General features: G+C 33.9%; 10 protein-coding genes. 4 read left to right on the top strand and 6 right to left on the bottom strand.

Going from position 1 to position 14,034, the window contains the following annotated elements:
• Positions 1-26 precede the first annotated feature (26 nt).
• The 4 genes from BM246_RS02475 to BM246_RS02460 all read left to right on the top strand — a co-directional run bounded on the left by BM246_RS02475 (position 27) and on the right by BM246_RS02460 (position 5,231).
• A complete protein-coding gene (locus BM246_RS02475; RefSeq protein ID WP_231961805.1) occupies positions 27-1,436 on the top strand; it encodes a 3-keto-disaccharide hydrolase in 1,410 nt (469 codons plus the stop codon).
• A gap of 14 nt (positions 1,437-1,450) precedes the next feature.
• Positions 1,451-2,770: a Gfo/Idh/MocA family protein gene (locus BM246_RS02470; RefSeq protein WP_074935648.1), complete on the top strand. Its 1,320-nt coding sequence runs from the start codon at positions 1,451-1,453 to the stop codon at positions 2,768-2,770.
• A gap of 4 nt (positions 2,771-2,774) precedes the next feature.
• Positions 2,775-3,956, top strand: coding sequence for a Gfo/Idh/MocA family protein (locus tag BM246_RS02465; RefSeq protein WP_074935647.1), 1,182 nt, complete (start codon positions 2,775-2,777; stop codon positions 3,954-3,956).
• A 105-nt stretch (positions 3,957-4,061) separates the two neighbouring features.
• On the top strand, positions 4,062-5,231 hold the full coding sequence (locus BM246_RS02460; RefSeq protein WP_074935646.1) for a cytochrome-c peroxidase: 1,170 nt from the start codon (positions 4,062-4,064) through the stop codon (positions 5,229-5,231).
• Positions 5,232-5,313: 82 nt separating this feature from the next.
• Here the strand turns inward: BM246_RS02460 and BM246_RS02455 are convergent, their stop codons facing one another.
• The 6 genes from BM246_RS02455 to BM246_RS02430 form a co-directional block, all read right to left on the bottom strand.
• Positions 5,314-7,473 (bottom strand): right-handed parallel beta-helix repeat-containing protein, encoded by a 2,160-nt coding sequence (locus BM246_RS02455; RefSeq protein WP_074935645.1) that lies wholly within the window; start codon positions 7,471-7,473, stop codon positions 5,314-5,316.
• 157 nt (positions 7,474-7,630) lie between these two features.
• Positions 7,631-8,836, bottom strand: coding sequence for a carboxypeptidase-like regulatory domain-containing protein (locus BM246_RS02450; protein ID WP_083415685.1), 1,206 nt, complete (start codon positions 8,834-8,836; stop codon positions 7,631-7,633).
• Between the two features lie 108 nt (positions 8,837-8,944).
• Positions 8,945-10,501: a sulfatase family protein gene (locus BM246_RS02445; RefSeq protein WP_074935644.1), complete on the bottom strand. Its 1,557-nt coding sequence runs from the start codon at positions 10,499-10,501 to the stop codon at positions 8,945-8,947.
• A gap of 5 nt (positions 10,502-10,506) precedes the next feature.
• A complete protein-coding gene (locus tag BM246_RS02440) occupies positions 10,507-11,760 on the bottom strand; it encodes a glycoside hydrolase family 117 protein (protein ID WP_074935643.1) in 1,254 nt (417 codons plus the stop codon).
• An 8-nt stretch (positions 11,761-11,768) separates the two neighbouring features.
• A complete protein-coding gene (locus BM246_RS02435) occupies positions 11,769-13,145 on the bottom strand; it encodes a glycoside hydrolase family 28 protein (protein WP_083415684.1) in 1,377 nt (458 codons plus the stop codon).
• Positions 13,146-14,033 (bottom strand): family 16 glycosylhydrolase, encoded by an 888-nt coding sequence (locus tag BM246_RS02430; protein WP_074935642.1) that lies wholly within the window; start codon positions 14,031-14,033, stop codon positions 13,146-13,148.
• Between the last annotated feature and the right edge of the window lies 1 nt (position 14,034).

The following is a 14,034-nucleotide window of genomic DNA, read 5'->3' as shown; positions in this document are numbered from 1 at the left end:
ATAAATAGGAATAAAACTTATTTGAAATGAGAGAATTTTTTAATTACAAATGGATGTTTTTTTTAGTGTTAATTGTCACAGGGATTAATGCAAATAATAGCTATTCTCAGTCAAACAATGAGGGCTGGAAAATGTTATTTAACGGTAAAAATCTAGATGGTTGGAAACAACTTAACGGAAAAGCAGAATACAAAGTAATAAATAACGAGATTGTTGGAATCTCTACTTTAAAAACTCCAAATAGCTTTTTATGTAGTGTTGAAGAATATTCAGATTTTATTTTAGAATTTGAAGTAATTGTTGACCCAGTAGTAAATTCTGGTGTACAATTTAGATCTAAAAGTTTAGCTGAATATAATAACGGAAGAGTGCATGGCTATCAATTTGAATTAGACCCCAGTGAAAGAGCATTTAGTGGAGGGGTTTTTGAAGAAGGAAAACGTGGTTGGCTATATCCGTTATCTTTAAATGAAAAAGGTAGAAAAGCTTATAAAAATGGAATCTGGAATACTTGCAGAATTGAGGCTATTGGTAATACAATAAAAACATGGATTAATGGAGTGCAATGTGCAAATCTGGTTGATGATGATGCTGCCTCTGGCTTTATAGCCTTGCAAGTACACAGTATTGGCGGCAATAAAAGCAAAGACGGAAAACAAATAAAATGGCGAAATATTAAAATTAAAACCAACAATTTAAAAAAGGAGAGTTGGAGCCAAAACCCTCAGGTTGTCGAGCAAAGTTATTTGGTAAATACAATTACAGAAAACGAAGCACGGTTAGGGTGGCGATTACTTTGGGATGGTAAAACAAATAAAGGTTGGCGAGGTGCTAAGCGCATCGATTTCCCTAAAACCGGTTGGGAAATTAAAGAGGGTGTTTTAAGTGTTCTGGCTACAGATGGAGCGGAGTCAACAGGTCCTGGAGATATTATTACAGAAGATCTATTTAGTAGTTTTGAATTAGAATTGGAGTTTAGAATTACTGAAGGTGCAAATAGCGGAATTAAGTATTTTGTAAATCCAGAACTTAATAAAGGTAAAGGGGCTGCTATTGGTTGCGAGTTTCAAATTCTAGATGATAAAAATCATCCTGATGCTAAGGCGGGCGTTAATGGTAATAGAACCGTTGGTTCTCTGTATGATTTGATAACTGCTGAAGGATTAACAATTGCAGGTAGAAAAAAAGTTTTTAAAGGTGTTGGCAATTGGAACAAAGCTAGAATTGTAGTTAAAGATGGTAAGGTAGAACATTGGTTAAATAATGAAAAAGTTATAGAATACGATAGATTCTCCCAAATGTTTAAAGCACTTGTGGCATACAGCAAGTACAAAAACTGGGAAAATTTTGGACAATGGTCAGCAGGACATATTTTGTTGCAAGACCACGGAAATACAGTAAACTTCAGAAGTATTAAAATAAGAGAGTTCAATTAAATTAAATCAATAATATGGAATCGTCTAGACGAAAATTTATAAAGCAAACGGCTATGGGAACAATGGGGACTCTTATTGTTCCTCAGTTAAGTTTTGGTAAAAATATATTTAATGCAAACGAAACTATAAATGTTGCTGTTATTGGTGTAAGAAGTAGAGCCAAATCTTTAACTCAAGCTATACATAAATATGAGTATGCTAAAATTATATATACATGCGACGTTGATGATGACGTAATTGATGAACACAACATTTTTTTACAAAAGAATATTGGTTACGTGCCTAAAGTAGAAAAAGACTTTAGGAAAATTTTAGATGATAAAGATGTAGATGCTGTATTTATTGCCACACCAGAGCATTGGCATGCTCCAATGGCAATTATGGCATTACAAGCAGGTAAACATGTTTATGTTGAAAAACCATGTAGCCATAATCCTCATGAAAATGAATTATTAGTTGCTGCCCAAAGGAAATATAAAAAAATAGTTCAAATGGGTAACCAACAGCGTTCTGCTCAATCTAGTGCATTAGCTGTTAAAGAGATAAAAGAAGGTATTATTGGTAACGTATACAAAGGCGAAGCCTATTATTCTGCGAATAGAGGTTCTATAGGGACTGGTAAATTAGTTGATGTTCCTAAAACTCTCAATTGGGATTTATGGCAAGGACCAGCACCAAGGGAAGCTTTTAGAGATAATGTACATCCTTATAATTGGCATTGGTTTAAATCTTGGGGAACTGGTGAAATCCATAATAATGGAACACATGAGATTGATATATGTCGTTGGGCATTAGGTGTCGATCTTCCAAATAAAGTAACTTCCTTTGGAGGGAAATATACATTTGATGATGATTGGCAATTTCCAGACAATCAAGAAGTAACTTACCAATATGATGATAAATTAATTACATGGACAGGACATAGCAGAGGTAAAGTTCAACCTAGTCAACCAGGTCGTGGAGCATCAATTTACGGTAGCAAAGGTGTTATAACATTAAGTAGAAATAATTATAAATTGTTTGGTTTAGACGGGGAATTAATAAAAACTGTTGATGAAAAAGTTAAAAGTGAAACTACTAATACCGTTGGTGGTGGTGGTTTGGATGTCACACATATTGCTAACTTTTTTAATGCCATTCGTTTAGGGGAGAAACTAAATGCTCCTATCGAAGATGCAAGTATAAGCACCATGATGTGCCATTTGGGTAACATTGCGCAAGATGTAGGTGAAACTATTAACATCGATCCCAAAACAGGCAAAATAGAAGGTAATAAAAGAGCCATGAAAAATTGGAAAAGGGATTATGAAAAAGGATGGGAACCAAAATTATAGGTAAATGAATAGAAGAAGGTTTATACATCAAGGAGGTTTAGTTTCTTTGGGTCTTTTAGCAGGGACATCGACTCTTAGAGCTTTTCAGTTTAATGGTTTTTCTAAAGAAACTATTAATATTGGAGTTATTGGAACGGGAGGGAGAGGTATTGGTCAAACATCATTAATCAATAAAATAGAAAACCTTGAGGTAGTTGCTGTTTGCGATATTCTTCCTTTTAGGTTAAAAGAAGGACTTAAAGCCACTAACAATACAGCAAAAACTTATACAAAATACAATGATTTAATAAATGATAAAAATGTTGATGCCGTTTTAATTGCCACACCATTTAGTGAGCACTACAAAATGGCTATGGATGCGTTGAATGCTGGTAAGCATGTTTATTGTGAAAAAACTATGGCAAAAGGATTGGTAGAATCGGAAAACCTTGTGTCTAAAGTATCAACAACCAATTTAATTTTTCAAGCCGGACATCAATATCATAGTTCAAGATTATATACTCACGTTGTTGGTATGTTGAAAGAAGATGTAATCGGCAATATAAAATCTTTTGAATGCCGATGGTATAGAAAAGGAGACTGGAGAAAACCAATACCAGAAGCAAAATATGAAAAAAACGTAAATTGGAGAATGTACAGAGAATTTTCAGGTGGTTTAACGGCTGAATTAAGTTCGCATCAAATAGATTTTGTGAATTGGGTATTGGATGAAAACCCAAAGAAAATAATGGGAACAGGTGGCGTTAATTTTTGGAATGATGGAAGAGAAACATTTGATAATACGCATCTTATTTTTGAATATCCTAGTGGGGTAAAAGCCCAATTTAAGTGTCTTACAAGTAATATTCCTGGAGGCTATCAGATAAAAGTAATCGGAGATAAAGGTGTTATTACACTTACTACAAATAAAGCTTGGATAAATTATTATAAGAAACCAGAAAAAGTAAAGTATGCCGATGTTGATGGTGTATCAGGTGCCACTGTTCCAAAAGATTATAATGATGAAAAGGGAACACCAATTAATGTGGTGCATTCAAATCCAAGTGAGCAAGCATTAATAGATTTTAAAGAATCTATTTTTAATAATAAACAGCCTATTTCTAATGTAGAAACGGGAGCTAATACTGCAAAGGCAGTACAATTGGCTATAGATGCTATGTTAACAGGGAAAGTACAGTATTGGTAGTTGATTTTAAAATTCAATTCAATTTATACTAGTAATTTTTCTGCTTGTATTTTTATGGATTCAGTGTTGAACTACTTTTAAAGTAACAATTTAATTTAAGTATTAATGAAACTCCATATTAACATTTATCTTATCTTTTTGATTGTTTTTAGTGGTTGTAACAATTCAACTAAAAAAAACATAAAGGAGCTCATAGAACCTGATAATGATGGTTATATCCCCTTGCCTGAAAATGTTTTAGAACCTCGAGATAATATTTCTAATCCCGATAAAGTTAAATTAGGTAAATTGCTTTTTTACGATCCTATTTTATCTGGAAATAAAGATGTGTCGTGTGCTACGTGCCATCATCCTGAATTTGGGTTTGCAGAACCTTTAGATCTTTCTATTGGTGCAAATGGTAAAGGTTTAGGTTTTACACGGAAATTTAACGAGCCTAACCATATTCCTTTTGTAAAAAGAAATGCGCATACTATTTTAAATACGGCATTTAATGGAATAGATATTCAAGGAGTATACCATTCAAATGAATCACCGATGTTTTGGGATAATAGAGCTAAAGGATTGGAGGCGCAAGCATTATTACCTATAGAAACATTAGAAGAAATGCGAGGTGATAAGATTTCTGAGCATGATATATTGAATGTTGTTGTAGCGCGATTAAAAGAAATTCCAGAATATGTTACTTTATTCGAAAAGGCATTTAAGAGAGATAATGCTATTGATAAAGTTAATTTAGGGAAAGCTATTGCGGCGTTTGAAAGAACGTTAATTACACCAAATTCAAGGTTTGATAAGTATGTTCAAGGTGATGAAAACGCTTTGTCTATGGCTGAAAAAGATGGTTTCGAATTATTTAAAGCAACCAAATGCAATTTATGCCATAACGGGCCTATGTTTTCTGATTATAAAACTCATATTTTAGGTGTTGTAGATAATGAGAAATTACTGTTCTCCGATGGTGGAGTAGATAGTACCTACGCTTTTAGAACACCAAGTTTAAGAAATTTGAGATATACAGCGCCTTACATGCACAATGGTAAATTAAAAGATTTACAGGCCGTTTTAGAGTTTTATGAGGATATTTCTAATGGACCTTCTAAAAACAATCATGTTCCAACAAAACATATCGATTCTTTAGCTAAGCAAGTCAATATAAAGGTTATGGACATGAGCTTAATTATTTCATTTTTGAATAGTTTAAATTCCGAAGATTTTGATAAAGACATACCAGAACAAGTTCCAAGTGGACTTCCGGTAGGAGGTGATATATAAGATGTTTATCGTTTTCTTATTGTTGAAATATCATTTAAAACTAGGGTTACCATTTAGCAACCCTAATTGTAAACTTTATCATTTATTTCTTTATAAACTTAGAATTAAATGAAGCACCATCTCTGGATTTTACTCTAATAATATATGTTCCGGTAACTAAATTTTCTATTGGTATTACAAATGTTGAATTATTTAAGTTTCCTTTTACCTCAGTACTTTTAACAAGAGCTCCAAGCAGCGAATAAACGTCTATGGAACCAGTTGTAAAGTTATTTGGTAATATGATGTTTAAGTTATCACGAACCGGATTAGGAAATAATTCTAGTTTCAATAATTCGTTATCGGTTGTGCTTAAAGCTTCGCCAGTGTCTTCTATGGCATTTACGCCAGCAGTCCATTGTGTACCTAATCTTTCATAAGCGCCAATATCTGGAGCAGTTCCTTTATAAGTTGTTGTAAAACTAGATATAAACCTTCCTGCGTCTAATACTGAGCTTCCAGCAGCAGGCATAAAGTTTTGGTTGTTTGCATCTTCAAAAGGCGAAGTATTTGTTATTATATTATCCTGAATATCGAAATCTGTAGCAGTTTCAGTAAACCAATTACCAGTGTTTGCAAAATTATTATAAATCTTATTATTTTCTTGAGTGTAACCATTTACCCAGGAGTCCATGGCGCGTTCTGCATTCCAAATAGTATTATGGTAAAAGTCTAAATTTGTATTATTCCAATTTACTTGATATCCACTCCAAGATACATTCCAAATAACATTGTGATGAACCGAGTAACCTTTACTATTATTATCTAAATAGATTCCTGCCGCTTTACCTGGATTGTTTGGATTATGTGAATAAGATGGCGCAGTAGCATCATGAAACCAATTATGATGGATTTCATTATTCTTTAAAGACGCATTTCCAACGGTATAAAATACACCAGAATCACTATTTATTTTTTGTGAAGCAGAAACGTCGTTATAGCCAATTTCGCAATTAGAACCAGATACATACATTCCGTCTCTACCTGCATTGGTTATGGTGTTTTTTAATATTTTCATATCGTTACCACTCGCTCTTAATGGAGAAGCGTGAATGCCAATGTAGTCTATATTGCTAATGTAATTGCCTTCAATAGTACAATTTGAGGCAGCCCAACCCGCTATAACAATACCACTTACAGAACTATGATTTACAGTACAGCCTTTTATTAAGGTATTATCTCCAAGAACTTCAAGTGCTGCTTCACCAACTTGAGCAGATGTATTTGTTAAACTATCATGACCTTCACTACCGTGAATTATAGAACAATTTAGAATTTGGTTATTGTCTGCATTATTATGAATTTTTACACTCCCTCCAAAAAAGTTTAAACCTTCTAGCTTAATGTAATCGCCTTTTAATTCTGCGGCAAATTTAGATGCAGCATATTCAACGCTACCATTGGCAGGCATAGTTCCATCTGCAGTTTGAAGATAAAGTGTATTAGTTGTCTGGTCATAAAACCATTCGTTAGCATAATCTAGAGCTTCCAATTTATTAAATAAGTATAATTGTCCTCTATTATTTCCTGGGTTATTTCTCCAAACGGTTGGATTATGTGGTGTAAAAGGCCATTTTGTAATATCAACCTCAGTATAGTCTATTCTACTGGTTGTGCTAGCAGTTATTGTCCGTGTCCAACTTGCTCCAGAATGCGCGCCTAGGTAATATACCATGCCACCAGTCCAATCAATATTAGGTAAATTACTTGCTGTAAAATGAGATCCGTCTCCGCCTGTTACAGGTGTGCAATCTATAGTCCAACGGTTATTATCTGTGTTATTTGGCCATCTTGCCAAATCCATATATTCATTGTTGTGATATACGGCTCTAAAGCGGCTTTCAATGGCCATATTTACTGTGGCTTTGTAAATGTTTCCGCTATGTGCTTGCCAACCATTTACTTTATTGGTGGCTCTAATTTCAACATCTTCACCATCGGCAGCTTTAAAGGTTAAATAATTGCTAGAAGTTCCGTTTTTATTGATAGTAAGTGCGTCTTCATAAACACCACCTCTAATAATACATACATCACCTGCAGACATAACAGATATCGCCTTATTGAAGGTTTTGTAGGGATTGCTTATAGTTCCGTTTCCTGATGTGTCGTTGCCATTTGTAGCAACATAAATATCATTAGCGAAACTTATAGTGCTCGATAATAAAAAAAAGAGATAGAAATAAGCTTGAGTAATTTTATGCATAGTGATTAATTTAGATTTAACTCAAAATTAAATAAGACTAGGACTGAGCAGTATGCTCTATCTCTTTTTTTGTAAAACAAATGGTTAAAAAGACTAGAACATAACAGTCAATTAAAACAGTTGTGTTTTATTCTTTTTTAACTAAGAAATCAAGTTGCTATTTATTAACTAATTCAAACTGCTTTTCTAAAGAAACACCATAATTACTTTCTAGCTCACTTTTAATTTTCTTGTAGAATTTAGTGTCTGGCGGCATACTTAGGTTTCTCCAAAATTGAGGGTGATAGGGTAGGTCTAGAGATCCCATATCGGTGTCATCGCCAAAACCTCGTATTCTAATTTTCTTTTTATCAATCTCAATATTATACACAAAAGCTTCAAGACGGTAGCTCATTTTTTCGGCTTCTGTATTCCAATATTCCTCAGGAATCATATCTCTTTGAAATCCCCATTCGTTGGCATAATAACTTAAATATAACTTTCCGTTTTGGTGCTTCTGATAAATATAAAGCGCCTTTTGTTTTTCTATCCTATAAACACTGTAAGTGTCTATGCCGATGTATAGCTTTATTTTATTCCATTGCTTTTTGCCTGTACCTTCGAGTATAAGTACATCTTCACCTTCATAAGATGAGTCTCCTATTTTCTTCCAAGTAAATTTCTTTAAGTTTGGTTGTTTTTCCGATGGTCTTAAAGGATTTCCATTTGCCATATGATTAATAGAGTGTGTCCATTGCACACGTTTCCAAATTCTATAATCTGCAGATTTTCTAGCTTCAGCTACTTCAACGATTCCTAAAGGATATGCTGGTCCGCGATCTCTGATTTTTATATAGTTTTCCACAAGAAATTTAGATCTGCCGCCTTCGGTTGCTGCTCTTCTGTAAAGCATCTCTATTTTATGGGGTGTACTAATGGTATTTTCTTTTAAGCGTTTTTGTGCGTTTAGAACATATTCTAACGGGTTTAGAAGCTTAATCTCATCCATTTCGAAAACACTTTCAACTAAAACAATTTTCTTTTCTTCTTGGTTTAGATAATCTTCAACCTTAATTTTAATAGTGTTGTAACCTAAACAGGAAATGGAGAGACTATCTTGTAGTTCGCTTTTTGTTACCAACATAGAAAACTCACCATCTTCTGTACTAGAGGTTCCTAAATATTTTTCAACTATTCCAACAGCGGCATAGGGCACAGGGAAGTTTGTTTCATCTAAAATAATTCCATCAATTTCAACTTTGCCTTCTTGAGATTGACCAATAGTTGGAGTTAGAAAAAAGAGTGTTATTATTAAAAGCGGAAAAAGATTCTTTAAAATTGTATTAAAAATGTTATCATTTTGAGCGTGTGTAATGTATACCATAGTTTATATTTTTATCAGAAATAAGTTGTTCTGTAAAAATATAAATGAGGTTCGCTTTGCGGCATAACAAATGTCTATTAGTTTACCACATATAGTTTCTGGTGATTCTTAATAAAAATCCCAGAAATCGTATTTTTCACCTTGTATGTTCTCTTTTTTATCCCCAATTTCAATGGCTTTTGCTTTCATTTCTAAGCGCATTTCTGCAATTATTTCTTTGTTTTCAGGGAAGAAAGATAAATCTTGTGTTTCCCACGGATCTTTTTTAATATTGAATAATTGAGTAACTCTAGAACCCGTAATAGATGCTCCGTTTTTATTTGAAAAATCGTTAGCCCTTACATATTCAATTAATTTATAATCTCCTTTTCTGAAAGCTCTTTGGAACTGCCTGTAAGCATGATAAGTTGAGTTTCTAACTTGGTTTTTCTTATTTTTTATTACTGGTGTTAGACTTTTTCCAGAAACAGAAACAGGGATTGGAACTTGCACAAAATCGCAAATTGTGGGGTAAATATCATGTATGTAAGATAAAGCGTTAAAGCGCGTTCCTTTGTTTTTTATTAAGTTTCCTGAAAAAATTAAAGGAACATGAATACCATCTTCATCATAGATGTTTTGTTTTCCCATTAAGCCATGATTTCCAACAGCTAAACCACTATCTCCAGAAAATACAATTAGTGTGTTTTCGTATTGCCCACTTTCTTTTAGAGCAGTTATTACTTTACCAATTTGCACATCTAAATGGGTTATTATGGCATAATAATCTGCTAATTGTTGTTTTGCAACTTCAGTAGTTCTTGGCCATGGCGCTAATTCTTCATCACGCAAAAACATATGTCCATTATCAAATGGATGTTGTGGCATATAAGATGGCGGTAATGTTATAGCTTCGGCAGGATACATGTCTTTATATTTCTGTGGCGCTTGGCGCGGATCGTGAGGCGCATGAAAAGCTAAATACATCATAAAAGGTTTTTTACTTTTATAAGTATTGAAATAGTTGGAAGCTTCATTTGCTATAACTTCAGAGGTATGGGGCCCGTTTTCTTCTGTTCCGGTTGGTCCTCTTTTGGCATCCTTTGGAACGGGTTTACGAATAATGTTTCCACGATCATCATAACCTAAAAGATAGGCATCTTCTTTTTTAAATGCGCCTGCTTTATCCCAATCGTAAAACGGCATTCTAAAATGATCTACAAGATAAAGACCTCTTCCCATTATTTTATCTCCCGATGTAAAACTACGTTTTAGCGATTCGCCATCTTGGTGCCATTTGCCAATAATATGAGTGTTGTAACCTTCCTTTTGAAAGGTTTCTCCAATGGTTTTACTTTTCTCCAGAATTTTATGCCCAGCACCACCTAATTCAAATAAATTGGTTCCAGTGAGTAACATCGCTCTACTTGCTACGCAGGTTGCTCCTGTAAAAGCACCCATTAAATAGGTGTTATCAAACGTTACTCCATCAGCAGCCAAAAGGTCTATGTTGGGCGTTTTAACATCCATACCGCCTAAGGCATGAACACCAGAGTAGCGATGGTCGTCTGTGAAAATGACTAACACATTTGGTTTTTTACTACTTTTTTGTCCAAATGAAAAGATAGAACATAGCATAAATAATGTAACAGAAGACTGTTTGAAATAAGAATAGAGCTTAGCCATGAATTCTAGTTGTTTTGTGATTTTTGGTTTTCTTCTTGTATTCTTGCTTTTTGTTTAGGATTTAAACCTTGCTTAAAAAATACTTCTGGACTATGATAAACATGATGTTTTTTCATAGCAGGATCATTAACATCTAAACTTAAATCACAATCAAAACGCGCTAAAATAGCATGATTTGTAGCCCAACCATTATAACTTGTAAAATGAGAAATACCCCAAGTAATACCACGACCATCTTTAGTATCTGTAAAAGCGTCTGGAATATATGGGCCAGCCGCAGCAGGCATTAATTCTACTAAAGAAGCTATTTCAAAATTAATACCGTCTTTAGAAAACTGTATGGTGTTATGCTCGTTTCCATCTCTAATAGTTAAAGCTGCAATACCTTTTTTAAAAGGGAAAAGTGTAGTTTCATGTCCTGAGGTTAAAACGGGATTTAAAGGGTTTTTTGTAAACGGACCAAACGGACTTTCGGCTGTTGCTAAACCTTGCATTCTCACTAGGTTTGGTTTTCCGTTCATGTCAGATTTGTAATACAAGTATATTTTACCTTTATAAACTAAAGGGTATGGATCGTGAATTGAATATTGATCCCAAGTGTCTTTAGGTCCATTTGGAATTACAATTTCATTAGTTGCAGTCCAAGGTCCATCAGGAGAATCGGAATAAGACATTAAAACCGGACAATCGTCACCACGTAAACCACTGGCTTCACTAAATCCTTGGTAGTACATATAATATTTTCCTTCCCATTTTAAAATATCTGCTGTAGATACCGAACGATGCCCTAAATTTGGTTTTGGTGGGCGAGGTATAGCGACACCTTGTTCTTCCCAAGTAAAACCATCGGTACTGGTAGCGTACCATATTTCGGATAAATCCCAATCTGCAGATGGTATGGTTTCTGTACTCAATTTAGCGCCTTTTGGAGGGGTTTCTGTTTGCCTGTGTGTATACCAAACATAATATTTTCCGTTTTCAAAAATCACTTTAGAGGGATCTCTTCGGCTTATAGTTCCATCATGATTACTGTAATCTAAACCTTTTATTTCTGTATATTTAAATTGCGTGTAAAGCTCGTTATCTTCTGGTCTTGGTGCCATGTAATTTTCGTAATTACGCTCCATAGCTCTACTTAGAGGTTGGTTTGGTTTTTCTTTTGGTAATTTAAAAGGGAAACTTTGTGAGGTGACTTGACAGGAATTGAGAAATAAACCTGATGTTAATGCTACGAGTAAAAGGGTTTTATATGTTTTCATAATTTATACTATTCTATTATTAACGATTTGCTTCTTTGATCTGGTGAATTAACTTTAAAATTTACATTTGAAATTTTTAAATCTTCAATGTGTCTCGCATACAATCCGTAGGCTGGTAATACTTTGAAAAAACTGAATTCTGGATATCTGGTTTCGTCTTCAGGAACATTAAGTCCATCATCTTTTTTTCCACCACCAGGTAATGTAATATTGATGTTTTCTAATTTTAGGTTTCCAATTTTATGGTTTGGAGTTCCTGTTATTAAAATTCCAGAAGGCGGTGATATTCGAGATTCTTCTAAACTCCTGGTAGTTGCTGTTATATTTTTTATAAGTACATTATTTATAGTGCCAACAGCTTGTTTTTTTGCAGTTCTATAGGTTTTTAATCGTTCACCTAAACGCACAAAAATGGGCATATCTACATTGTCCATTTCAATATTTTCTATGGTAATGTCGTGAATATTGGCACCGTCGACACTTAGTATTTTAATGCCACCACCTTTATTGTCGTAAATTTTACAATCTCGAATATCGATGTTATAAAAATCGCCCATGGATTCTGTTCCAAATTTTATGGCTCCCCAATCGCTTTTTAAAGTACAATTTGATACCTGAACATCGTGGGTAGCTAGTGGACTAGTAGATTTTATACAGATAGCATCATCTCCAGAATTGATATTACAGTTTTTGATAACCACATCGTGACTCGAATCTAAATCTATACCATCATTGTTTTTATTAGCATGATTGTAAATAGAGATATTATCTACTAAAATGTCATAAGATTGAAAAAAATGACAAGCCCAAGCTGCAGCTTCACGAATATGAATATCTTTTAAAGTAATTTTATTAGACTTAACAAAACGTAATAAAAAGGGGCGGTTTTTTCCAAAATTATCGTCTGTAATACCTAAGGCCTTTTTAGTTTTTGAAAGATTTTTAGCTAGAAAAGCCGCTCCGTTTCCGTCTATTGTACCTTCACCTGAAACACCAATATTTGTTGCTTTTAGCGCACCAATTAAGCAAGTGCCGCGTTGTTGACCAACGGCATCTACAAAGGTGTCTATACTTTGATAATCTTGTGGATTAGAACTACCTACTAATTTGGCGTTTTTTTCAACCGTAAGGGTTACATTATCTTTTAAAATTATGGTTCCGCTAATAAAAATACCTTCTTTAATAAGTACAATACCACCGCCGTTTTTAGAGCAGTTATCAATGGCCTTTTGTATGGGTTTTGTATTAATGGTTAAGCTATCGCCCTTAGCTCCATAATCTTCTATATTGTATGTTTTAGAATTTGAAGAACAAGCCAGTAAGGCAGTAACAAAACCTAAGAATATTAAGCTTTTTAACATGCTATGTTGTTGTTTTAGTTTCATTTATTTTTCGTCTAAAGTCCAAGATCTAACCCAGTTGTATGTGGTTGTTCTATCTTCTTCAGAACCCGTCATGCCGCCATCTTCAGGAACTGGGTTCCAATTATAAGTTTCAACTACCATTCTTAAATACATCTCAATATCATAATCTGCAGGAGGTGCTACTTTTCCTTGTAATTTACCATCTAAATAAAATAATACTTCATCTTTAGATTTCCACCATACACCATAAACATGAAAATCATCATAGACTTTTCCGCCTATTAAACCGCCCGATTTATTAGACCCTTTTTCGTAATCACAGCCCTCAGGAATGTTTCTACTGTGTGTATTTGAATTCATGCTTTGGTCAAAATTTTTCATCCATTCTGCCGGATTTGTTATTTGCCCAACGCTTTCTTGAATATCTAATTCCGTAGTTCGTTTATCGCAACCCTCAAATCCTTTACCTTCATTAATCAACCAAAATGTAGAAGACATAAAGGTTTTATTAGCTTTCATTTCACATTCGTAAAAGCCGTAAGTCATGCCGTTTTTAGAACCAACATATCCGCCACCGTGAGTAAAAACTTTATTGTTTTTGGTAATAGGTTTTGGTAATAATTTGGTTGTTATTTTTAAACTACCATCATCTAATTTTATGTTTTCTGCCTGAAATAGGCCAGGAGCTCTACCTATCCAACCTTGACCAGAAATTTGCCATTTATTCTCGTCTATTTTTTTTCCATCAAATTCATCAGACATGTTTTTGATTAACTTCCACTTTGCGTTTTCTGGTTTTGGATCTTCACCATTCTGGAAATAAGGCCCTTTTTGTGCAAAAATTGTATTTGCTGTTAATAGCAAAAGTAAAATTGAAAATTGCTTCGATCTTTTAAGTATAGCTTTCATG

Source organism: Algibacter lectus (assembly GCF_900112395.1).
Taxonomy (GTDB): domain Bacteria; phylum Bacteroidota; class Bacteroidia; order Flavobacteriales; family Flavobacteriaceae; genus Algibacter; species Algibacter lectus.
This window is presented reverse-complemented; position numbering and strand designations above follow the sequence as displayed.

Bases quoted from the DNA above. Each gene is read 5' to 3' on its own strand.
- BM246_RS02430 (WP_074935642.1), bottom strand. From the start codon at position 14,033: ATGAAAGCTATACTTAAAAGATCGAAGCAATTTTCAATTTTACTTTTG.
- BM246_RS02450 (WP_083415685.1), bottom strand. From the start codon at position 8,836: ATGGTATACATTACACACGCTCAAAATGATAACATTTTTAATACAATT.
- BM246_RS02465 (WP_074935647.1), top strand. From the start codon at position 2,775: ATGAATAGAAGAAGGTTTATACATCAAGGAGGTTTAGTTTCTTTGGGT.
- BM246_RS02475 (WP_231961805.1), top strand. From the start codon at position 27: ATGAGAGAATTTTTTAATTACAAATGGATGTTTTTTTTAGTGTTAATT.
- BM246_RS02470 (WP_074935648.1), top strand. From the start codon at position 1,451: ATGGAATCGTCTAGACGAAAATTTATAAAGCAAACGGCTATGGGAACA.
- BM246_RS02440 (WP_074935643.1), bottom strand. From the start codon at position 11,760: ATGAAAACATATAAAACCCTTTTACTCGTAGCATTAACATCAGGTTTA.
- BM246_RS02445 (WP_074935644.1), bottom strand. From the start codon at position 10,501: ATGGCTAAGCTCTATTCTTATTTCAAACAGTCTTCTGTTACATTATTT.
- BM246_RS02435 (WP_083415684.1), bottom strand. From the start codon at position 13,145: ATGAAACTAAAACAACAACATAGCATGTTAAAAAGCTTAATATTCTTA.
- BM246_RS02460 (WP_074935646.1), top strand. From the start codon at position 4,062: ATGAAACTCCATATTAACATTTATCTTATCTTTTTGATTGTTTTTAGT.
- BM246_RS02455 (WP_074935645.1), bottom strand. From the start codon at position 7,473: ATGCATAAAATTACTCAAGCTTATTTCTATCTCTTTTTTTTATTATCG.